This window comes from Methylobacterium oxalidis, assembly GCF_007992195.1.
In the GTDB taxonomy this organism is placed as follows: Bacteria; Pseudomonadota; Alphaproteobacteria; order Rhizobiales; family Beijerinckiaceae; genus Methylobacterium; species Methylobacterium oxalidis.
This window is the reverse complement of sequence record NZ_BJZU01000072.1, coordinates 12,199-33,456: the sequence shown is the minus strand read 5'-3', so window position 1 is coordinate 33,456 and position 21,258 is coordinate 12,199. Positions and strand designations below refer to the sequence as shown.

The 21,258-nt window shown below is 73.8% G+C and carries 21 protein-coding genes; 6 read left to right on the top strand and 15 right to left on the bottom strand.

All coding sequences use genetic code 11. From position 1 onward, the window contains the following. The first annotated feature begins 35 nt into the window (after positions 1–35). The gene (locus tag MOX02_RS17510; RefSeq protein WP_170267908.1) at positions 36–1,862 is read left to right on the top strand and encodes an SUMF1/EgtB/PvdO family nonheme iron enzyme; all 1,827 of its coding nucleotides are present in this window, start codon (positions 36–38) and stop codon (positions 1,860–1,862) included. Positions 1,863–1,881: 19 nt separating this feature from the next. Here the strand turns inward: MOX02_RS17510 and MOX02_RS17505 are convergent, their stop codons facing one another. Then, entirely contained in the window at positions 1,882–2,577 is a 696-nt protein-coding gene (locus MOX02_RS17505; protein WP_147027082.1) for a Crp/Fnr family transcriptional regulator, read from the bottom strand. 218 nt (positions 2,578–2,795) lie between these two features. On the opposite strand from MOX02_RS17505, the gene MOX02_RS17500 reads away from it, so the two are divergent. The 4 genes from MOX02_RS17500 (at position 2,796) to MOX02_RS17485 (ending at position 7,837) form a co-directional block, all read left to right on the top strand. Next, entirely contained in the window at positions 2,796–5,123 is a 2,328-nt protein-coding gene (locus MOX02_RS17500; RefSeq protein ID WP_147027081.1) for a sensor histidine kinase, read from the top strand. Further along, entirely contained in the window at positions 5,120–5,515 is a 396-nt protein-coding gene (locus MOX02_RS17495) for a response regulator (protein ID WP_147027080.1), read from the top strand. The genes MOX02_RS17500 and MOX02_RS17495 overlap by 4 nt, the downstream gene beginning before the upstream one ends. After that, a complete protein-coding gene (locus tag MOX02_RS17490; RefSeq protein ID WP_147027079.1) occupies positions 5,512–6,651 on the top strand; it encodes an adenylate/guanylate cyclase domain-containing protein in 1,140 nt (379 codons plus the stop codon). The genes MOX02_RS17495 and MOX02_RS17490 overlap by 4 nt, the downstream gene beginning before the upstream one ends. Positions 6,652–6,826: 175 nt before the next feature. Then, entirely contained in the window at positions 6,827–7,837 is a 1,011-nt protein-coding gene (locus tag MOX02_RS17485; protein ID WP_147027078.1) for a M23 family metallopeptidase, read from the top strand. A 78-nt stretch (positions 7,838–7,915) separates the two neighbouring features. Here the strand turns inward: MOX02_RS17485 and MOX02_RS17480 are convergent, their stop codons facing one another. Next, positions 7,916–8,593 (bottom strand): sensor histidine kinase, encoded by a 678-nt coding sequence (locus MOX02_RS17480; protein WP_170267907.1) that lies wholly within the window; start codon positions 8,591–8,593, stop codon positions 7,916–7,918. 150 nt (positions 8,594–8,743) lie between these two features. Between MOX02_RS17480 and MOX02_RS17475 the strand changes: the two genes are divergently transcribed. Beyond that, on the top strand, positions 8,744–9,145 hold the full coding sequence (locus tag MOX02_RS17475; protein WP_147027076.1) for a response regulator: 402 nt from the start codon (positions 8,744–8,746) through the stop codon (positions 9,143–9,145). 3 nt (positions 9,146–9,148) lie between these two features. Here the strand turns inward: MOX02_RS17475 and MOX02_RS32225 are convergent, their stop codons facing one another. The 13 genes from MOX02_RS32225 to MOX02_RS17415 form a co-directional block, all read right to left on the bottom strand. After that, positions 9,149–9,562, bottom strand: coding sequence for a hypothetical protein (locus tag MOX02_RS32225; RefSeq protein ID WP_238178940.1), 414 nt, complete (start codon positions 9,560–9,562; stop codon positions 9,149–9,151). Positions 9,563–9,573: 11 nt separating this feature from the next. Beyond that, entirely contained in the window at positions 9,574–10,116 is a 543-nt protein-coding gene (locus MOX02_RS32220; RefSeq protein WP_238178938.1) for a DUF3108 domain-containing protein, read from the bottom strand. A 71-nt stretch (positions 10,117–10,187) separates the two neighbouring features. Further along, positions 10,188–10,499, bottom strand: a complete 312-nt coding sequence (locus tag MOX02_RS17465; protein WP_147027075.1) for a cytochrome C oxidase subunit IV family protein — start codon at positions 10,497–10,499, stop codon at positions 10,188–10,190. Next, positions 10,496–11,164, bottom strand: a complete 669-nt coding sequence (locus MOX02_RS17460) for a cytochrome c oxidase subunit 3 (protein ID WP_147027074.1) — start codon at positions 11,162–11,164, stop codon at positions 10,496–10,498. Before MOX02_RS17460 ends, MOX02_RS17465 begins: the two co-directional genes overlap by 4 nt. Beyond that, positions 11,161–12,858 carry a cytochrome c oxidase subunit I gene (ctaD, locus tag MOX02_RS17455; protein WP_147027073.1) on the bottom strand — a complete coding sequence of 566 codons (1,698 nt, stop codon included), beginning with the start codon at positions 12,856–12,858 and terminating at the stop codon, positions 11,161–11,163. Before ctaD ends, MOX02_RS17460 begins: the two co-directional genes overlap by 4 nt. A 25-nt stretch (positions 12,859–12,883) precedes the next feature. After that, positions 12,884–13,951, bottom strand: coding sequence for a cytochrome c oxidase subunit II (gene coxB / locus MOX02_RS17450; protein WP_147027072.1), 1,068 nt, complete (start codon positions 13,949–13,951; stop codon positions 12,884–12,886). Further along, positions 13,951–14,415, bottom strand: a complete 465-nt coding sequence (locus MOX02_RS17445) for a hypothetical protein (protein ID WP_147027071.1) — start codon at positions 14,413–14,415, stop codon at positions 13,951–13,953. The genes coxB and MOX02_RS17445 overlap by 1 nt, the downstream gene beginning before the upstream one ends. After that, the gene (locus MOX02_RS17440; protein WP_147027070.1) at positions 14,408–15,370 is read right to left on the bottom strand and encodes a hypothetical protein; all 963 of its coding nucleotides are present in this window, start codon (positions 15,368–15,370) and stop codon (positions 14,408–14,410) included. The genes MOX02_RS17445 and MOX02_RS17440 overlap by 8 nt, the downstream gene beginning before the upstream one ends. Next, positions 15,367–15,828, bottom strand: coding sequence for a c-type cytochrome (locus tag MOX02_RS17435; protein ID WP_238178951.1), 462 nt, complete (start codon positions 15,826–15,828; stop codon positions 15,367–15,369). Before MOX02_RS17435 ends, MOX02_RS17440 begins: the two co-directional genes overlap by 4 nt. Positions 15,829–15,917: 89 nt before the next feature. Beyond that, positions 15,918–16,433 (bottom strand): DUF3341 domain-containing protein, encoded by a 516-nt coding sequence (locus MOX02_RS17430; protein ID WP_147027068.1) that lies wholly within the window; start codon positions 16,431–16,433, stop codon positions 15,918–15,920. After that, positions 16,430–17,782: an NrfD/PsrC family molybdoenzyme membrane anchor subunit gene (gene nrfD, locus MOX02_RS17425; RefSeq protein ID WP_147027067.1), complete on the bottom strand. Its 1,353-nt coding sequence runs from the start codon at positions 17,780–17,782 to the stop codon at positions 16,430–16,432. The genes MOX02_RS17430 and nrfD overlap by 4 nt, the downstream gene beginning before the upstream one ends. Further along, positions 17,779–20,586, bottom strand: a complete 2,808-nt coding sequence (locus MOX02_RS17420; protein ID WP_147027066.1) for a 4Fe-4S dicluster domain-containing protein — start codon at positions 20,584–20,586, stop codon at positions 17,779–17,781. The genes nrfD and MOX02_RS17420 overlap by 4 nt, the downstream gene beginning before the upstream one ends. Next, positions 20,574–21,233, bottom strand: coding sequence for a cytochrome c3 family protein (locus MOX02_RS17415; protein WP_147027065.1), 660 nt, complete (start codon positions 21,231–21,233; stop codon positions 20,574–20,576). Before MOX02_RS17415 ends, MOX02_RS17420 begins: the two co-directional genes overlap by 13 nt. Positions 21,234–21,258: the final 25 nt, after the last annotated feature.

Sequence of the window (21,258 nt, the reverse complement as noted above, 5' to 3'; positions counted from 1 at the left end):
TACTCCTTCGCAACAGACCGATTCGACACGGGTGCATGACGCGCGGCCAGCCTCCGGGCGGTCGCCTGAGCGCCTGGAACGTCCGGCGGGCCCTCCGGGACGGCCCCTGTCCCGTCGGCCGGAGCGCCCTTCTGCTCGCCTGCCTGGTGATGGTCGCCCTGCCCCTGTTCGCCGCGCCGGCCGCCGCGCAGGCGACGATCGGGGCGGGACGCCGCTTCGCGCTCCTGATCGCCAACGCGCGCTACCCGGACGCGAAGGCGCCGCTCGCCGCGGTCGGCCGGGACGCGCGCCTCCTCGCCGACGAGTTGCGGCGCCACGAGTTCGACGTGGACCTGCGGGAGAACGTCACCCGCGAGGACATGCAGACGGTGCTCGACGGCTTCTACGGCAAGATCAACGCCGGCTCGGCGGCGTTCCTGTATTTCGGGGGCTACGGCATCCAGGTGAACCGGCAGACCTTCCTGCTGCCCGTCAACGCCCAGATCTGGTCCGACACGGAGGTGCGCAAGGAGGGGGTCAGCCTCGACGGGGTGCTGGCCGAGATGAACCGGCGCGGGGCGCGGGTGAAGATCGCCGTCGTCGACGCCGCCCGGGAGAACCCGTACGAGCGCCGCTTCCGCGCCTCCTGGGCGGGCCTCGCCCCCGTCGACACGCCGGAGGGGACGCTCGTGCTCCTCGCCGCCCCGCCGGGCAAGCTGGTGCGCGAGCCCGCCGGCGAGCCGAGCCTGTTCATGGGCGAGCTCGTGAAGGAATTGCGCACCCCGAACCTCAGCGCCGAGGAGGCCTTCGCGCACACGCGGATGGGCGTCTCGCGGGCCTCGAACACCGAACAGGTTCCCTGGGTGTCCTCCTCGCTGATCGAGGAATTCCACGTCGCCAAGCCGAGCGGGGCCTCGGGTGCCGCTGCGGGCCCCGGCCCGCGCGCGCCGGAGCCGGACGCCGCCCCGGCCCGGGCGCCCCGCGCCCGAACCATGGCCCTGAACACGCCGCCCCAGGCGCTGCCCGCACCCGCTCCACCCGCACCCGCTCCGGCCGTGGCGCCGCCTCCGCCCGCTCCGGTCGCGCCGCCGCCGGCGGCCGCCACGCCCGCTCCCGCCCCGCCGCCGGTCCAGGCCACTGCAGCGATCTCGCCGCCCAAGCCCGGCCCGCAGCGGGGCGAGACCCTGCGCGATTGCGGCGACTGCCCCGAGATGGTGGTGCTGCCCGCGGGCAGCTTCGAGATGGGTTCGGGCTCCACCCCCTTCGACCGCCCGGTGCACAAGGTCACCTTCGCCAAGCCCTTCGCCATGTCGGCCACCGAGATCACGGTCGACCAGTGGAACCAGTGCGTCGAGAGCGGCGCCTGCAAGTACCGGCCGCCCGGCGGCGGCTCCGGCGCGCGGCCGGTCACGAACGTGAGCTGGTACGACGCCAAGGACTACGTCGGCTGGCTCTCGGGCAAGACCCGGCAGAGCTACCGCCTGCCGAGCGAGGCCGAGTGGGAGTACGCCGCCCGCGGCGGCGCCCGCACGGCCTATGCCTGGGGCGCGCAGATCGGCGCCGGCAAGGCGAATTGCCGCGAGTGCCGCCCGGGGCAGGACGAGCAGATCCTCGACGCGGGCCGGTTCGCGCCGAACGGGTTCGGCCTGTTCGACATGGCCGGCAACGCGGCCGAGTGGGTCGAGGATTGCTGGAGCGACGATTATCGGAGCGCGTCCCCGGAGGGGGCTCCGTGGCTCCGCGGCGCCTGCGGCCAGCGGGTGCTGCGCGGCGGCTCGTTCGACAGCTCCGCGGCCTACGTGAAGCCGAGCGCCCGCTTCCGCTACGACGCGGACGTCCGCTACTACGCGAACGGCTTCCGCGTGGTGCGCGTCCTGCCGTGAGCGCGACGCGCCTCACCCCTCACCAGCCCTCCTCGTCCGCGTCGAGGAGGGCGGCCTCGCGCGAGAGCGCCGCCTTGTCCCGCAGCATGATGCAGCCCCGCCGAAGGTCGAGATGACCGGCCCTGCGCCACGCCTGGAGCTGACGGTTCACGCTCTCGCGGGTGCTGCCCACGTAGGCGCCGAGCTGCTCCTGCGAGATCTGGATCTCGCTGCCGAAATCCGCCGCGAGCACGGTGAGGCGGCGCGCCAGCCGCGTCGAGAGCGGCAGCACCGTCATCTCGTTCATCTGCCCCGCGATGTAGCGGACCCGGGCGCACAGGAGCTCGATCAGCTTGATCGCGATGCCGGGCTCCCGCGCGAGGTAGGCGAGGAGGTCCGCCCGGCGCAGGACGAACAGGTCGGTCGGCTCCACCGCGACGGCATCGGCGGTGCGCGGGCGGCCGTCGAGGAGCGCGATCTCGCCGAACACGTCGCCGGAGCCCAGCGTGTTGAGCACGAGGCGCTTGCCGGAGGCCGTACCGGTCTCGATCCGCACCTCCCCCCGGCGAATGCCGTAGAGCGCGTCGCCCGGGTCGTGCTCGCGGAACAGCACGTCGCCGGCCCGGAGCGAGCGCGTCGTGCTCATGGCGGCGAGCGTGGCCGCGATCTCGGGCCCGAGATCCGCGAAGAGCGGGTTCAGCCGCAGCAGCAATCCGAAATCGGAACCCTTGCTCATGGCGGCCCGCCCTTCAGGGAATCGGCAGGGAATCCGAACGAACTCCGGCGGCCGAGCCTAGGAACGCGGGCCCCCCTCCTCCTTCACGAATGTTATTTTCGCCCGCCTCCTCCCGAGCCGACAGTCGCGGGCCGGCAGGATCGCCGGCCTGGGGCGGAGGGGCCGATGAGAGGGCCGCGCGCATCCGGCCTGCCGCCGCGTGCGGACGGAGCCGCCGCATGAGCCTGCGCGCCCGGCTCACGGCGACTTTGCCCGCGCGCCTGTCCTGGCATCGCAGCCTGTTCCGGAAGTACGTGCTGACGCTCGTCAGCCTCGTCGCCCTCGTCCTGTCGATCAATGCCGGCGTCGAGACCTGGATCCTCTACCGCGAGACGGTGCGGGCGGTGGCTCGCGCGCAGGCGGACTACGCGCAGGAGGCGGAGCGGGCGGTCGAGACGGCGCTCGGCGAGATCGAGCGGCAGGTGAGCTGGGTGACCCGGGCGAGCGCCATCACCCTCGAGCAGCACCGGGACGATTACGACCTGCTGCTGCAGCAGGCGCCCGGCGTGCTGGCGCTGGCCTTCGTGGACGCCTCCGGCAAGGCGCAGGTCCGCACGGGCCGGCCGGGCGCCGGCCCGCCGGCCGAGGCGCCGTTCCCGACGCGGCCGGGCTTCGGCAGGCCGGACGTCCGGGATGGCCGCCCCCACGCCGCCCTCGTCGTCGCCCACGCCTGGCCCGAGCAGGCGGTCACCGTCGCCGAGGTCAGCCTGGAGCCGCTGGCGGGCGCCCTGCCCTCCGCCACGCCCGGAAGCGGGAGCTACGCCTACCTCGTCGACACCGAGGGCCGGGTCCTCGGCCGTACCGGCGCCAGCCCGGTCGCCCTCGGGGCCGAAGTGCCGCGGGCGGGCGAGGGTGCCGCCGGCGCGCCGGCCGGCCGGTTCGGGCAGAGCCCCGACGGGCGCTACGTGCTGCGCACCGACAGGCCGGTGGGGGCGCTGCCCGCCGCGATCGTGGTCGAGCAGCCGCTGCCCGAGGCGCTGGCGCCGATCCGCGAACTCCTGATCCGGCTCGCCTGGCTGTTCGCCTTCGGCCTCGTCGTGGCGATCTGCGCGAGCCTCGTGCTGGCCCGCCGGATGGTCGTCCCGATCCGGGCTCTCCACGCGGGCGCCGAGCACCTCGCCGCCAACCGCTTCGATCACCGCATCGCGATCCGCAGCGGCGACGAGTTCGAGGCGCTGGCCGACGCCTTCAACCGCATGGCCGACGAGCTGTCCGGCTCCTACGGGCGCCTGGAGGTCGAGATCGAGAAGCGCACCCGCGATCTCGCCCACTCGGTGAGCGAGCTGCGCGCCCTGGAGGAGACCGGCCGGGCGATCGTGGCCTCCCTGAAGCTCGACGCCGTGACGGCCGCCATCGCCGCCCGCGCCGCCGCCCTGACGGGGGCCCGGGCGAGTCTGGTCTATCTCCGCGACGGAGCGAGCGGACGCTACGCCCTCGCCGCCGCGCGGGGCTGGCCGGAGGACGCGCCGGAGGCGGGCGCCGAGCTCGCCCCCGCCTCCCTGCCGGGATCGGGAGATCCCGCCGCACGCGGGGCGCTCGCCCTGCCCGATCTCGCCGAGGCGACGTGGTTTCCCGGCCGCGCCGCGGCGCTGGCGGCGGGCCTGTCCGCCGGCCTCGCCCTGCCGCTCTCCGACGCGGAGGGCCCCCTCGGCCTCGTCCTCGTCCTGCGGGACGCGCGAGCCGCCCAGTCGGCCTCGCCGGACGTGCTGCAGAGCTTCGCCCACCAGGCGGCCCTGGCGATCCGCAACGCGCGCCTGTTCCAGGAGGTCGACGAGAAGAACCGAGAGCTCGCCGCCGCGGACCGGCACAAGACGCACTTCTTCGCCAACATGAGCCACGAGCTGCGCACGCCGCTCAACGCCGTGCTCGGCTACTCCGAACTGCTGGTCGACGGCCTCTACGGCCCCTTGAGCGACAAGGCGCTCGACGCTCTGGAGCGCATCCAGATCAACGGGCGCCACCTCCTCAGCCTGATCAACGACGTGCTCGACTTCACCAAGATCGAGGCCGGCTCGCTGACGCTCAGCATCCAGGACTACTCGATGCCTGCGATGATCGAGCAGGTGGTCGCGGCCGCCTCCTCGCTGGCCCAGGGCAAGAAGATCGCGCTGACCACCGAGGTCGCGGAGGGGCTGCCGGTCGGCCAGGGCGACGAGCGGCGCCTGACCCAGGTGCTGATGAACCTCGTGGGCAACGCCATCAAGTTCACGGAGGCCGGCGAGGTCCGCGTCAGCGCCGCCGCCTCCGATGCGTGGTTCACCCTCAGCGTCGCCGATACCGGGCCCGGGATCGCTGTGGCCGACCAGGGCCGCATCTTCGACGAGTTCCAGCAGATCGACAGTTCCAGCACGCGCAAGCAGGGCGGCACCGGCCTCGGCCTGTCGATCGCGCGCAAGCTCGTGATGCTCCACGGCGGCCGCATCGAGGTCGAGTCGGAGCCCGGCCACGGCGCCGTCTTCCGGGTCCATCTGCCGGTCCGCGCCAGCGAGGAGAAGCAGGCCGCATGACGAAGCGCATCCTCATCGTCGAGGACACCGAGGACAACCGGCGCATCCTGCGCGACCTGCTCACGGTCGCCGGCTACGACCTCCTGGAGGCGACGGACGGCGGCAGCGGCGTGGCGCTGGCGCTCCAGGAGCGGCCGGACCTCGTCCTGATGGACATCCAGCTCCCCGTGATCGACGGCTACGAGGCCACGCGCCGGCTGAAGGCCGACCCGGCCACGCGTCACATCCCGGTCGTGGCGGTGACCTCCTACGCCCTGTCCGGCGACGAGGGTAAGGCGCTCGACGCCGGCTGCGACGGCTACGTCGCCAAGCCCTTTAGCCCCCGCAAGATCCTCGCGCTGGTGCGCGAGATCCTGCACGATGGGGCGGAGGCCGGAGGCGCCCGCCCGTGACCGCCCGCATCCTCGCCGTCGACGACGCGCCGGAGAATCTGGAGATCCTGCGCATCCGCCTGGAGGCGGCGGGCTACGCGGTGCTGACGGCGCCGGACGGGGAGGCCGGACTCGCGCTCGCCCGCGAGGCGATGCCGGACCTGATCCTCCTCGATGTGATGATGCCGAAGCTCAGCGGCATCGACGTCCTGCGCATCCTCAAGGAGGACCCGCATCTCTGCTTCATCCCGGTGATCCTGCTCACCGCTCGCGCTGAGACGCGGGACGTGGTGGCGGGCCTCGATGCGGGCGGCGACGACTACCTCGCCAAGCCCTACGAGCACGCCGCCCTGATGGCACGGGTGCGCGCCATGCTGCGCGTCAAGGCGCTCACCGACACGGTGCGGCGCCAGGCCGAGGAACTGGAGGCGCAGCGGGCGGAGCTCGCCCGCTGCAACGCGGATCTCGAGACCCGCATCGCCGAGCAGGTGCAGGAGATCGAGCGGATCGGGCGCCTGCGCCGCTTCCTGTCCCCGCAGATCGCCGACCTCGTCGCCTCGACGGAGACCGAGGGCAGGCTGCTCGAGACCCACCGCCGCGAGATCACCGTGGTCTTCTGCGACCTGCGCGGCTTCACCGCCTTCACGGACACGGCCGCGCCCGAGGACGCCCTGGAGGTGCTGCGCGCCTACCACGCCCTCGTCGGGGCCAGCATCGTCCGCCACGAGGGCACGCTGGAGCACTTCGCGGGCGACGGGATCATGGTCTACTTCAACGATCCGGTCCCCTGCCCCGACCATCCCCGCCGGGCCCTCGCGATGGCCCTCGACCTGCGCGAGCGGCTCGGCGCCCTCTCCGGCGACTGGCAGCGGCGCGGCTACGAGATCGGCTTCGGCATCGGCATCGCCGCCGGCTACGCCACGCTCGGCCAGTTCGGCTTCGAGGGGCGCCGCGAGTACGGGGCGCTCGGCAGCGTCACCAACCTCGCCTCCCGGCTCTGCGACGAGGCTTCGCCGGGGCAGATCCTCCTCAGCCAGCGCCTCCAGGCCCTGGCCGAGCCCTTCGCGGAGACCGAGCCGCTCGGGCCGCTCACCCTCAAGGGCTTCCACCGCCCGGTCACGGCCTTCAACCTCGTCGGCCTGCGGGAGGGGGGCTGAGCGGCGATCACGGCCGACAGGGTCTCTGCGCGCCCCGGTGCCGGCACCGCACGGTTCTGCGCCCCCGCCCGCGCCGACGAACCGTCCCGCTCCGCTCGCGTTGACCCACCGCCGGCCTGCCCGGATCTCCGCCCGAGAGATCCCGGCAGGGCCGGCGGCGAACCTGCGAGCTGCCATGGCGCCGGCGCGCATCGCCCTGCCCCTCGTCGCCCTCGCCCTCTGCCCCTCACCCGCGTGGCCGGAGGGTTTCCGGCTGCGCCTGCCGCTCGCCTGCGAGCCGGGGGTGACCTGCTTCGTGCAGTACTACGTCGACCGCGATCCCGGGCCGGGCATCCGCGACTACACCTGCGGCAGCCGCACCTATGAGGGCCATGACGGCACCGATTTCCGGCTGCCGACCCGGGTGCAGGAGAGCGGCCCCGCCGGGACGGTGCTCGCAGCGGCCGCCGGGCGCGTGCTGCGCACCCGAAACGACGCGCCGGACGTTTCCGTGCGCGAGACGGGCGTGGAGAAGGTCGCCGGCGTCGAGTGCGGCAACGGCCTCGTGGTGGGCCACGCGGACGGCTACGAGAGCCAGTACTGCCATCTCGCCCGCGGCAGCCTCAGGGTACGCCCCGGCGACGGCGTCGCCGCCGGCCAGCCCCTCGGACAGGCCGGACTCTCGGGCGCGAGCGAGTTCCCCCATCTCCACTTCACCCTGCGTCGGGAGGGCCGCACGGTGGACCCGTTCGCGCCGGAGCCCGGCCCCTCGGGCTGCGCGGCGGCGGCGGGGCCCGCCCGGGACAGCCTGTGGGAGGCGGACCTGCGCGACAGGCTCGCCTACCACGCCGGGACGGTGCTCAACGCCGGCTTCTCGGGGGGGCCCGTGACGATGGAGGCGGTGGAGGCGGAGACGGCGGGATCCGCCGGGCCGGACGCGCCGGCCCTCGTCGCGTATGTCCGCGCGATCGGCCTCGACGCGGGCGACGTGCAGAGCCTCGTCCTCGAAGGCCCGGACGGCCGCCCGGTCGCGCAGACCGCCGAACCGGCCCTCGCGCGGCCCCGGGCGCAGTCCCTGGTCTTCGTCGGGCGCAGGCGCCCGGAGGGGGGCTTTCCGGCCGGGACCTACACGGCGACCTACCGGGTGAGCCGCGCCGGCGCCGTGGCCCTGGAGCACAGGTTCAGCACGACGCTGCCGGGCCGCTAGGGCCGGGCCGCGTCGGGCTCCGCTCCCGGGTGCCCGGCCCTGAGGCGCGCCGCGTTGCCGCCCGAACACCCTCGCGTTTCAGGGTTCGGCCGCGATCCGCGGCGTGAACGGCAGGTCGATCCGGCAGCGCACGCCGCCCGCCCCGAAGCTCAGGGCGCACTCCGCCTTCAGCTCGTAGGGCAGGACGCGGTCGAACAGGGTCTGGCCGAAGCCCTTCCGGGCCGGTGGCGCGACCCCGGGCCCGCCCCGCTCGGCCCAGTCGATCACGAGGCGCGGCTCGGACGCGGGGGCGATCCGCCAGGAGACCGTGACGCGGCCCTCGGGCCGCGTCAGTGCGCCGAACTTCACCGCGTTCGTGGCCAGCTCGTGGAAGGCGAGGCCGAGCGTGCCCGCGGCGCGCAGCTGCAGCAGGATCTGGGGGCCGATCAGCTGGACCTGCTCGCCCTCCTTGGCGTGGAAGGAGAGCAGCTCGTCCGAGATCAGCGAGTGGAGGTCGAGCCGCATCTGCGGGTCGGCCGCGACCGCCCCCTGCACCCGCCCGAGGGCGGAGAGCCGCCCGTCGAGATGCATGGCGTAATCCTCGACGCTCTCCCCCGTCTCGGCCGAACGGCGCACGACGGAGCGGATGACGGCCAGGGTGTTGTGGAGCTGGTGCTGGAGCTCGGCACAGCGCCAATCGGCCTCGGCCAGGCGCCGCTCGGCCTCGGCCGCCCGGGCGTCCGCCTTCTCCAAGCTCAGGCGCAGATCAGCGTCCACCGGCTCCAGCGCTGCCTCCATGACGAACCGGTGCCCGTCTCGCCGGGGCCGGTGCCGTTCCCTTGCCGAAGGTCTCGCCGGCCATAGCTACGAGCTTCCACGGCACAATGCACGCCCTGTTTGTGCAGGCCACGCGCCGAGGAGAGTCCGATGTCCATATCCTCCCGCTCCGAAAACCTCGCACGCTGCCGCGTGCTCGTGGTGGAGGACGAGTACTTCCTCGCCGACGACGTGGCGCAGGCGCTTTCCGCCCACGGGGCGGAGGTGGTCGGCCCCGTGGGGACCCTGTCGGAGGCCGAGGCGCTGGCCCGGTCGCGGCCGCTCGACGTGGCGCTCCTCGACATCAATCTCAGGGGCGAGCTCAGCTACTCCGTCGTCGACATCCTGCGGGACCGCAACGTCTCGGTGGTCTTCACCACAGGCTACGCCGAGACGGTCATTCCCGCTTCCTACGCGCACGTCCCGATCTGGCAGAAATCCACGGAGATCGATCGCCAGATGGATGACCTGATCGCGTTGCTGCGGGAGAAATGCCATCTCCACCGCCCCTGATCCCTAGGGCGCGCGCGGCAGGCTGACGCGGACGCTGGCCCGCCCGGATTCCGGGGTCCGCGCGGCCGCGGCCCCCACGCCGCTTCCCCAGCCCGTCGCCTCGATGCGGACATCGCCCCAGCCCGTGGCGACGCCGATCGAAAGCGGCAGCAGGAGCGCGCCGCCGGGCACGGGGGCGAGGCGCACGCGCATCGCGTCGTTCCCGGCCATGCGGCGGACCGTCGGGCCGTTCGCCCGGTGCCCGGCGATCGGCACCCAGCGGACGCGGCAATCGAGCGCGGGGCCGCGATAGGGCCCCTCCTGCACGGTCACGAGGGCGCCGCGGGAGAGCACGAGGTCGGCCCGGGTGGCGCCGTCGAAGACCGGGATCCGCCGCTCGCAGAGGGCGGCGTCGAGCGGTACGTCGCCGAGGGGCACCGCCAGCGCGCTCAGCGGTCGATGATGCCGGTCCGGTCCTTGGGCGCGAGCGGGACCCGGTCGGGCCGCGGCGTGGGCTCCGGTTCGAGCGTCAGGCTCCGCACGCCGCCCCGTTCGAGCCGCATCGCGACGCGGATCGGCTTGCCGGCGTAACGGCTGTCGACGTCGAAGGCGGCCGGCTGCGCGCCCGCCGGACCGATGCGGCCGGACGCGCGCGCCGTGCCCGCGCCCTCGACGAAGAAGCCGACGAGCCCCCGGAGGGAGGCCGCGAGATCGAGGCCGTAGCGCCCCCCCGCCGGATCGCGATCGAGGGTGAGCGTCGCCTGCCCGACGGACAGGCCGAGGAAGCGCAGGTCGTAGGCGGCCGTGAAGGGCTGCGCATCGGGCTCGGCCCGGGCCGGCGCGACGAGCGCGGCGAGAGGCAGGAGGACGGCAAGCAGGCCGCGACGCGCGGCTCCCGCGCGGCGGCGCGGCGCCCGGCTGTGGCCGGGCCGCACCGTCGCGGCCGGGCGTTCCGTATTCGTGTGCGACATGGTCTCGACGCGTCCGGCCACGACGCTCCCGGCGTGCGAGCGCCCCGGATCGCTTCTAGCACAGGGGGCGGGGCGGATCCCGACCCTGCCGCTCAGGCGTTCGCGAGGCGGCTCAGGACGTCGGTGAGGCAGAGCGTGAACAGGATCGCCAGCCAGAACAGGCCGCAGGCGGCGGTGAGGCGCACCAGCGGGCCGGCCTCGTCGAGGCGCATGAACAGGACCGCGACGAGCGCAGCCTGCGTCGCTGCGAGCCCGAGGTTGACGGCGCTCGTCCAGCCGCCGAGGGGCGCCCAGGCGGCAAGGCAGCTGAGCCCGAGGAGCAGGATCAGGCCGGCCCAGACCAGGAGCGCCCGGCGCCAGATGCGGGCCCCCGAGGGTGCCGGAGGGGTGGGCCCGGCGCTCATCCGGCACGTCCGGGCAGGTAGAGCAGCGGGTAGAGGAAGATCCACACGATGTCGACGAAGCCCCAGTAGAGCAGGCTGACCTCGACCTGCGGGTTGTCGGGCAGGAAGGCGGGATCGCGCCAGCCCAGGATGGCCAGCCGCGCGACGAGGCCGATGCCGATCGCGAGGTGGATGCCGTGGATCGCGGTCGCGAACCAGTAGACCGCGAAGAAGAGCTGCGCGGGCGGCTGCGGCAGCGGGAAGCCGGGCCCCGGCACGAGGTGCCTGCCGATATCCTCGCGGTACTCGATCCCCTTCACGGCGAGGAAGGCGAGGCCGAGGCCGGCGGTGGCGGCAAGGCACCACAGGACGGTCCGCCGCGCGCCCGCCCCCTCGTTCATCCGCGAGGCCACCGCCGCGAGCATCCCGCTCGTGAGGAGGAGCGCGGTGTTGAGCGTCCCGTAGACGAGGTTCGTCTCGCGCGCCGCCGCCGCGAAGGCGTCCGGGTGCTCGAGGCGCATCACCGTGTAGAGGAGGATGATCGCGCCGAAGAACAGCACCTCGCTGGCGATGAAGATCCAGATCCCGAAGGTGGCGCCCGCGCGCTGGCGCGCCAGGGCGCTCTCCTCGGGCAGCCCCAGCCCGTCCCAGGGCTCGCGCAGCAGGAGCTTCTCCGCCGCGCTCACGTCAGCGAGCCCTGCGCCGGGATGCGGGGCTGGTCCTTGACCGGCGGCGCCCCCTCCGGGTGATAGTTGTAGGGCTCGGCCAGCACCTCGGGCTTACCGAGGAAGTTCTCGCGCGGCGGGGGCGAGGTCGTGCGCCACTCGAGGCCCGAGGCGTTCCAGGGGTCGTTGCGGGCGCGCTCCCCGAAGAGGACCGACCAGGTCAGGTAGCCGAGCGGCATGAGGTAGGCGACCGCGAGCACCGCCGCGCCCGAGGAGGAGAGCACGTTCCAGATCTGGAACTCCGGCGGGTAGACGTGGTAGCGCCGCGGCATGCCGAGGTAGCCCGCGATGAACTGCGGGAAGAAGGTCAGGTTGAAGCCGAAGAACATCAGGATCGCGGCGAACTTCGCCCAGGTCTCCGGGTACATCCGGCCCGTCACCTTCGGCCACCAGAAGTGCAGGCCGGCGAAGTAGGCCGACACCGAGGCGCCGACCATGATGTAGTGGAAGTGCGCCACGACGAAGTAGGTGTCCTGCACGTGCACGTCGATCGGGACGGAGGCGAGGAACAGGCCCGTCAGCCCGCCGACCGTGAACAGGCCGACGAAGCCGAGCGCGTAGAGCATCGGGGATTCGAAGCCGATCTGGCCGCGATAGAGCGTGGCCGTCCAGTTGAAGACCTTGATGGCCGAGGGCACCGCCACGATGAAGGACAGGAACGAGAAGACGAGCGCCGCGAAGGGCGACATCCCCGAGGTGAACATGTGGTGGCCCCAGGTGAAGAACCCGATCACCGCGATGGCCAGGAGCGCGTAGACCATGAAGGTGTAGCCGAAGACGCGCCGCCGCGCGAAGCAGGTGATCACCTCCGAGATCACGCCCATGGCGGGCAGGATCATGATGTAGACGGCCGGGTGCGAGTAGAACCAGAACAGGTGCTGGAACAGGATCGGGTCGCCGCCCCGGGCCGGATCGAAGATCGGCAGGTCGAAGGCGCGCTCGGCCACGACGAGGAGGAGCGTCACGGCGAGCACGGGCGTGGCGAGCACGAAGATCAGGCTCGTCGTGTACAGGGCCCAGACGAAGAGCGGCAGGCGGAACCACGTCATGCCGGGCGCCCGCAGGGTGTGGGTCGTGGCGATGACGTTGACGCCCGTGGCGATGGTCGAGAAGCCGGAGACGAAGACGCCGAGCACCCCGAGCGAGACCGCGCTGTTCGAGAACACGGTCGCGTAGGGCACGTAGAAGGTCCAGCCCGTGTCGATCCCGCCCGCCAGCATGGCCGAGGCGGTGAGCAGCCCCCCGAGGATGTTGAGATACCAGCTGGCGAGGTTGAGCTTGGGGAAGGCCATGTCCCGCGCGCCGATCATCAGCGGCAGCAGGAAGTTGCCGAGCGTCGTCGGGATCGACGGGATCAGGAAGAACCAGACCATGATCACGCCGTGCAGCGTGAAGAGCTTGTTGTAGGTGTCGGCCCCGACGACGTCGGCCTTCGGCGTGAACAGCTCCAGGCGCACCATCGTGGCGGCCGCGCCCCCGAGGAAGAAGAACACCGTGATCGAGATCGCGTAGAGGATCGCGATGCGCTTGTGGTCGGTGGAGGTCAGCCACGATCCCAGGGTGTGGCCCGCCGCGAGATAGCTCTCGGGCAGGCCGAGGGCGAGCTCGCCGCGGTCGGCCAGGGCGGTGGGGCTCTCGGCGAGGCCTGCGCTCATCGGGGCACGTCCTGTCTCTGGCGGCTCACGGCCGCGTCGCGGCGCCGGCGGGGGCCGGGCCGTCGTCGACGGGGGCGCCCGGCACCATCGCCGGGCTGCGGTCCCGGGCCGCGCCGGGCACGCGGGAGGAGAGCGGCGGCCGGCCGGGGGTGCGGCTCGCCCGCGGTCCGGCGCCGAGGGCGCGGATATAGGCCGTGAGCTCCTGGATCTCGCCGTCCGAGAGCAGGCCGTCGTAGCTCGGCATGATCGGCTCGTAGCCGGCCGCCACGTCGCGCTTCGGCTGCAGGATCGAGTCCCGCACGTAGGCGCCGTCGACGGTCGCGGTGCGGCCGCCCGCGAGCGGGATCTCGCGGCCCCAGAGGCCGGCGAGGCCGGGCGCGTGCACGCCGGATCCCGGCGCGTGGCAGCCGGCGCAGCCGCGCTCCGCGAAGAGCCGCTCGCCCGCATGCGCGAGGTCGTCGCCCTCGGGCTGGGCCGAGAGCCAGCGCGCGTAGTCCTCCGGCTCCATCACGACGATGCGGCCGAGCATGCGGGCGTGGTCGGTGCCGCAATACTCGGTGCAGAGCAGGTGGAAGGTGCCGGTCTTGGTGGCCTTGAACCACGTCTCGGTCTGCTGGCCGGGCAGCGCGTCCCGCTTCAGGCGGAAGGCGGGCACGTAGAAGGAGTGGATCACGTCCTGCGAGGTCAGGATCAGGCGCACCGGCGCCCCGACCGGGACGTGCAGCTCGTTGATCTCGCGGGCGCCGTTCGAGCTCTGGGTCTTCCACATCCACTGCTTGGCGACGACGTGGACCTCGATCGCGTCCTTGGGCGCGACGTAGGCGCGGATCTCCGCCGAGGCCGCCCACCAGAAGATGAACACGAACACGAACAGGGTCGCGGCGGTCCAGCCGATCTCGAACTCGCGGGCGACGAGGCTCGGCAGCGCGTCCCGGTTCGCCTTCGAGCCGCGGCGGAAGCGGATCGAGAAGGCGACGACGAGGCCGACGACGAGGAGGACGATGGCGCCCGAGATCGCCGTGAGCGCGAGGAAGATCGCGTCGACCCGCGGCGCCTGGACGGAGGCCTGCTCCGGCATGAGCCAGGCGAGCATCAGCGGGGCCCTCCCGCCTCGCCGGCGCCGCCGCGGCTGCCGGGCTCCGGCGTCACCTCGGGCTGGACGGGGGCGGCGTAGGCGCCGGCACCCCGCTCCGCGAGGATCCGCATCGCCTCCGTGACGGGGATGCGGGCGATGCCCCGCTCCCGGTCGACCCAGCCGAAGCCCTCCAGTCGCGCCCGCTCCTCCGCGCGCATCCGCGCGAGGTCGCGCTGCGGGTTCGACTGGAGGCGCGGCTCGGGAAAGTCGCGCGGGGCCTGATGCAGCGGGCCGGTGACCTCGCTCCGGTAGTAGAGGTGCAGCCCGACGAGCGTCGCCGCCGCGAAGGCGGCGATGCAGGCGCCGGTGATCAGCACGGGCCGCACGGCGATGGTGCCGGGCGCCTCGGTGCCGGGCGGCGCGTGGCCGACCGCGTCGTCGTGGACCCGCGTGTGGAGCTGGCCCCGCGCCGCCTCAGGCATGCCGCAGCCTCCCCGACGCGCGGCGCCCGAGGCGCCGCAGGAGGAGGGCCGAGGCGATGCCGAACCCGGCGAGGCAGGCGAGGCCGAGAGCCGCGGCGGGCCCCGCCCCCGCGCCGTAGGCCGGCAGCACGAACCACGCGGCGTGCAGGGCGAGGCCGACGAGGACGAGGAGGCCGACGACGCGCAGCGTCGCCGGGCTCGCCCGCACGGCCGAGAACAGCAGCATCCCGAAGGGCAGAGCGCCGCCCGCGACGAAGGCGGCCGCGAGCACGCCGGCCCAGGCGCCGTCCCCGCGCTTCAGGTACCACGCGGCCTTCGGCGGCAGGTCGCCGTACCACGCCACGATGTAGGACATCAGGCCCATGTAGAGGACGCCGAGCAGCGTCGCGAGGAGGAGGCCCGCGAGGTCTCGCGCGCGCCTCGCGTCGAGGCCCTTCGGGCTCGCCACCGCCGCGAAGGCGAGGCCCGCGAGGATCTGGTGCAGCGCGATCTCCGCCGCGAAGGCCGAGGAGGTGAAGCCCGGCTCCACGGACAGGATCCAGTCGACCGAGACGAGGCTGATCGTCAGCCCGTAGAAGGCGAGTCCGAGCCCCGCCGCGAGCTTGCCCGGGCGCCCCCTCAGGACGAGGAGCGCGAGGAAGGACCAGCCGGCGAGCGTCACGGCCGCCCGGAGGAGGAACAGCGCCGGGTTCAGGTAGAGCCGCAGCACGTCGGGCTTCGCGTGGCCCCCGCCGCTCGCCCAGGGATAGTCGGCGGGCAGACCGAGCGCCACGCCGAGGAAGGCGAGGGCCGCGAGCGGCACCAGGGCGGCGGCGGGCCGCAGCGCGGGCGCCAGCGTCTCGCCCCAGCGCCCGCCGGTGACGGCGTGGACGAGGATCAGCACGAGGCTGCCCACGGGCACCGCGCTCCAGGCGATCCAGGCGACGAGCCAGCCGCGGGCGAGGGCCTCCGTCACGGCAGCCGCTCCGCGAGGCCCGGGATCTCGGCGAGACGCGCGCCCTGGGCGAGCTGGAGCGCGCGGATGTAGGCGGCGATGGCCCAGCGGTCGCGGGGCTCGACGCGGGCGGCGTAGGGGTACATCGCGCCGTAGCCCCGCGTGATCACCGAGACGACGTAGCCGGCGGGGGCGGCACGCAGGCGCTCCTCGTGGAAGGAGGGCGGCGCCGGGAAGCCGCGGCGCACGATCATGCCGTCCCCGTGGCCGGAATAGCCGTGGCAGGGCGTGCAGATCGCCTCGTAGCGCTGTCGCCCGCGCCGCATGAGCGCCGCGTCGACCGGGGGCGCCTCGCGCAGCGCCGCCTCGCGGGCGAGGGCGCCGACCGCGACCGCGCCGTCGGGCGGCGTGCGCGCCTCGGCCCCATCGGGGAAGAGCGCGGCCCGCCCGTAGACCTCGTAGCGCTTCTGGAGGCGCATCGAGAGGTCGTCGCAGGCGGACAGGCCGAGGGCGAGGAGGGCGCACCACGCCCAGCCGGCCCGGGCGCCCGTCGGGGTCCGGCGCGCGCTCATTCGTGCAGGTCCGAGACGAGGCGCGCGCCGGCCTCCTCCAGGGTCCGGCGCAGCCCCTCCGCCGGCCCGCGCGGCGCGACGAGGAGCAGGAAGCGGTCCTGGCTCGCCCGCTCGAAGCGCGGCATGGCGAAGAGCGGGTGGTGCAGGCGCGGCAGGCCGCAGCCCCACAGGAAAGCGGCGAAGCCCGCGACGGCGGCGGCGAGCACCCCGACCTCGAAGGGAACCAGCAGGAAGACCGGCCAGGAATGGAGCGGCCGCCCGCCGGAGTTGAGGGGGTAGTCGTGGACCGCGCCGTACCATTGCAGGGCGTACATCGCGGCCGCCGCCCCGAAGCCGGCCGCCGCCATGATCGGCCGGACGGGGACCCGCGGCGGGTCGAGGGCCGCGGCCAGATCCTCGACCGGGAACGGCGAGAAGGCGTCGATGGCGCGGTGGCCCTCGGCGCGGGCGAGGCGCAGCGCCCGCACCAGCGCCTCCGGGGTCTCGAACTCGGCGAGGATCGGCCGGCTCATGCGGCGCCCTCCGCGTGGCTCACCTGCCGGACCTCGTGCATCGAGACGATCGGCAGGAGGCGCGCCAGGACGAGGAAGCCCATCACGAACAGGCCGAGCGGCCCGAACAGGATGGCGAGGTCGTAGAGGCTGACGTGGTAGGTCCGCCACAGGCTCATCGCGTAGCCGTGCGAGAGCGTGTTCCAGACGATGAGGATCCGCTCCAGCCACATCCCCACATTGATGAGGATCGCGATGGCGGCGAGGAGCCAGAGGTTGCCCCTCACGGAGCAGAGCCAGAGGGCCTGCGGGACGATGCAGTTGCAGACGAGGAGCCCGGCGTAGAGCCAGCGGTAGTCGCCTGCGAAGACGTATCCGACGACCGTGCGGTCGGCGTGCTCGCCGCCGTACCACGCCATGAACCACTCGGTGGCGTAGGAGAGGGTCATCGCGACGCTCGCGAAGAGCATCACCTTGGCCATCGCGTCGAAATGCGCGGGCGTGATCATCGCCTGGAGCCCGAGGCCCCAGCGGATGACGATCGCGAGCATCACCACCATGGCGAAGCCGGAATACATCGCGCCGACGACGAAGTAGGGCGGGAACAGGCTCTCCTGCCAGCCCGGCATCAGGCTCGCGGCGAAGTCGAGGCCGACGATCGAGTGCACCGAGCAGACGAGTGGCACGGCGAGCGCCGCCATCGTCCTGTGGAAGGTCTCGTAGACCTGCCAGTGCCGGGCCGAGTTGCGCCAGCCGAGCGCCAGCGCCCCGTAGACCATCCGGCCGGTGCGCGTCTCGGCCCGGTCGCGCATCGTGGCGAGGTCCGGCAGGAGGCCGGTGAACCAGAACACGGCCGAGAACAGGAGGTAGCTGAGGATCGCCCAGAAATCCCAGACCAGGGCCGAGCGCCATTGCGGCCACAGGTCCATGGTGTTCGGGTAGGGCGCGAGCCAGTAGGCGTAGAGCGGCCGCCCGAGATGGATGATGGGGAACAGGCCGGCGATGGCCGCCGCGAACAGGGTCATCGCCTCGGCGAAGCGGTTGATGGAGGCTCGCCAGCGCTGCCGGGTGAGGAGGAGCATCGAAGAGATCAGCGTGCCGGCGTTGCCGATGCCGATCCACCAGACGTAGTTGGCGATCGAGAAGCCCCACACCACCGTGGTGTTCACCCCCGACAGGCCGATGCCGACGAGGAGCACGGCGCCGATGGCGCCGAGGGTGAGCAGGACGAGGGGCAGCACGCCGAGGAGCGCGATCACCCAGGCCCGGCCGACCCCCTGCTTCTGGATCGGGTCGGCGACCGCCGCCGTGATCTCGCCGTAGCCGAGCCGGTCGGCCGCGATCCAGGTCTGGTGGCGGGGCGCGCTCACGAGCGATCCCCTGCGAGCTGCGGGTTCGGGGCGCGCAGTTCCGCGAGGTAGGTGGTGCGGGGCCGCGTGTTGAGCTCCTCCAGCAGGGCGTAGTGGCGCGGGTCGTCGCGGAAGGCCGCGATCCCGTCCTCGGGCCGGGCGAGGTCGCCGAAGCGGATCGCCCGCGTCGGGCAGGCGGACTGGCAGGCTGTCGAGACCGCGCCCATGGGGCGCCCGTCGCGCGCGGCCGCCTGCCGCTCGCCGGCGATGCGCTGCACGCAGTACGTGCATTTCTCCATGACGCCGCGGGCCCGCACCGTGACGTTCGGGTTGCGTTGCGCCCGCACCGGCTCGGTGCCGAGATTGGCGTATTCCTGGCCGTCGGCGTAGCCGAAGAAGTTGAAGCGCCGGACCTTGTAGGGGCAGTTCGCCTGGCAGAAGCGGGTCCCGAGGCAGCGGTTGTAGACTTGCAAATTGAGGCCCTCGCCGTCGTGCACCGAGGCGGCGACGGGGCAGACCGGCTCGCAGGGGGCGTGCTCGCAGTGCATGCAGGGCACGGGCTGGAAGCCGGCGCGCGGGGCCTCCGGCGTGCCGGAATCATAGATGTCGACCCGCAGCCAGTGCATCATGCGGCCGCGGGCGATCTCCTCGGGGCCCACCACCGGCACGTTGTTCTCGGACTGGCAGGCGACCACGCAGGCGTTGCAGCCGATGCAGGCCATCGTGTCGATCACCATGCCCCAGGCGTGCCCGTCCGCGTCGCCCTGCCAGAGCGCGAGCAGGGTCGGCCGCTCGGCGCCGGTGCCGCCCGGCTCCGCCCGCGCGAGGTCGGCGAGGTCGATCTGCCGGAAGAGCTTCCCCGTCTCGCCCTCGACCTCGACGTAGTTCTGGGTGCGCAGGACCTGCGCGGTCCGGCCGGCCGGGACCATCTCGACGCCGCTCGCCAGCCAGGGCGAGGCCGCCGTGACGAGCGGGTAGGCGTTCGCGCCGATCCCGTTGCCGATGGCGCCCGCGCGCTCGCGCCCGTAGCCGAGGGTGAGGGCGCCGACGCCCTCCGCGACGCCGGACTCGACGGAGACCACCGCCTCGACGGCGCGGGCGTTCGCGCCGAGCCGCACGACGTCGCCGGCCCTGAGGCCGCGGCGGGCCGTCTCCCCGCGCGACAGCGCCAGCGCGTTGCCCCAGACCTGCTTGCTCACGGGCTTCGGGCATTCCTGCAGCCACGCATTGTTGGCGTGGCGCCCGTCCCACAGGCACGGGTCCGGCCGCAGCTCGACCACGAAGCCGTCCGCCGGGGGCTCGGGCAGCGCCGGCAGGCGCGGCTCGCCGGCCGCGACCGGCTCCGCGGCGCTGCCGGCCACGATCCCGTCGTGCAGGCTGCGGCGCCAGCGCGCCTCGAAGTCGCGCTGCCCCCAGCGCTGCGCCCAGGTCTCCCGCACGAGATCGTGGCCCGAGGCGGCGGGCTCGCCGCCGAGGAGGGCCAGCACCTCGTGCACCGAGCGCCCGCCGTAGAGGGGGCGGATCAGCGGTTGCACGAGGCTCGCCGTGCCGTCGGTGGCGGCGAGGTCCGACCAGCTCTCGAGCGCGTGCGTGAGCGGCAGGTGCCAGTGCGCGGCGCCGGCGGTCTCGTCGCCGTGGAGGCCCGCATGGACGCAGAAGCGTGCCCGGCCGAGGCGCCGGGCGACGTCGAGGTCGGCGGGCGCGGTCTGGACCGGGTTGCTGTCGAGGATGGCGAGGCAGGCCACCTCCCCTGCGTCGAGCGAGGCGCACAGGCTCGCGAGGCCGGCGGGTGCGGCCTCGCCCCGGTCCGGCGGCGCGATGAGGTCGAGGGGCGCGCGCAGCCGCGCGTTGATCCAGTGGGCGAGCGCGTGAAGCTCCGACGCGAGCTGAGGGCCCGCGAGCACCAGCGCCCGGCCGGCGCGGGCCGCGAGGTCGGCGGCGGCCGCCGCGGCGAAGCGCTCCGCGGCATCCGGCAGACCGGGCGCCGGCAGCCCCGCGCCCAGCGCGTTCGCGACGTGTACGAGAAGGCCCGGGAGGATGCGCGGGTGCAGCGCGCGCCGCTCGTCGGCCTTGATCCCGGTGAGGGTCGGCGCGGATTCCGCGACGTAGAGGCGGCCGAAGCGGTCCGGGTCGCGGCGGCGCTCGGCGAGGGCGTTCGCGAGCCGGATCTGGTCCGGCCCGGGCCCGAGCGGGTCGGCGCCGACGCACAGGATGACCTCGGCCCGGTCGAGATGCGGCAGGGCCCGCAAGGGGCGGCCGAAGGCGAGCTCCGCGCCCCGCGCGGCGGCCCCCTCGTCAACCGGCTCGTGCACGTGCCAGACCATCTCCGGCAGGGCACGCCGCAGAGCCGCGATCTGGCGGGCCAGCGTCGGCGAGGTGACGCGGCCGGTCAGGAGATGCAGGCCGCGCCCGCCCTGCCCGCGCGGCTCGGCCGCCGCGGCCCGCCACGCGCGCTCGAACATCTCCCAGGAGGCGATGCCGCTCACGCGCTCGGTGACCGTGCGCGAGCGGTCCGGGTCGTAAAGGTCGAGGATTGCGGCCTCGGCGAACACGTCGGTGGCGCCGCGGCTCGCGGGGTGCAGCGGGTTGCCCTCGATCTTGATCGGCCGCCCGTCGACCGCGATGGCGTGCACGCCGCGGCCCCAGCCGCTGAGGGGCAGCGTCGTCGCGTAGCGCACCGGCACGCCCGGCAGCAGTTCCTCGGGCGCCCGGACGTAGGGGACGATCTCCTCGGAGGGCTTGGCGCAGGCGCCGAGGCCCAGCGTGATGCCGGCGCCGAGGAGGCGCAGGGCCTCGCGGCGGCTGGGGGCGCTCAGCGATGACATATCGAGCACTCGCTGAGCCGCTCCGGCGAGCGGATGTGGCGCTCCTTCGCGAGGCGCGCGCCGGCCGCGTCCTGGTCCGCCGGCGGCTGCCAGGCGACGTCGAACACGGCCTCGTGCGGGCGCAGGCTCGGGGCCGGGTTCCGGTGGCAGTCGAGGCACCAGCCCATCGTGAGGGGCGCGGCCTGGTAGACGAGCTTCATCGTCCCGATCGGCCCGTGGCAGGTGGTGCAGCCGACGCCCTTGGCCACGTGCACGGAGTGATTGAAATAGACGTAGGCCGGCAGAGCGTGCACCCGCCGCCACCGGAGCGGCCGCTCCTCGGCGAGGCTCGCGCGGACGGGGGCGAGCATCGGCGCGTTGGTCCAGATCTGCGAGTGGCAGCTCATGCAGGTCTCGGTCGGGGGCATCCCCGCGAAGGCCGCCTTCTCCACCGCGGTGTGGCAGTAGCGGCAGTCGATCCCGAGGCCGCCGACATGGTGCTCGTGGCTGAAGGGCACGGGCTGCTCGCGGGCGACGTTCTGGGCGGTCGCGTAGGGCGAGCGCCACAGGGTGCAGGCGAGCCCGACGGCGAGCACCGGCACCACGGCGATCGACGAGAGAACGACCCGGGCGACCGAGTCGGCGCCCGGACGGAAGATCTGCACCACCCCGCGGGCACCCTCTACGCCGGCC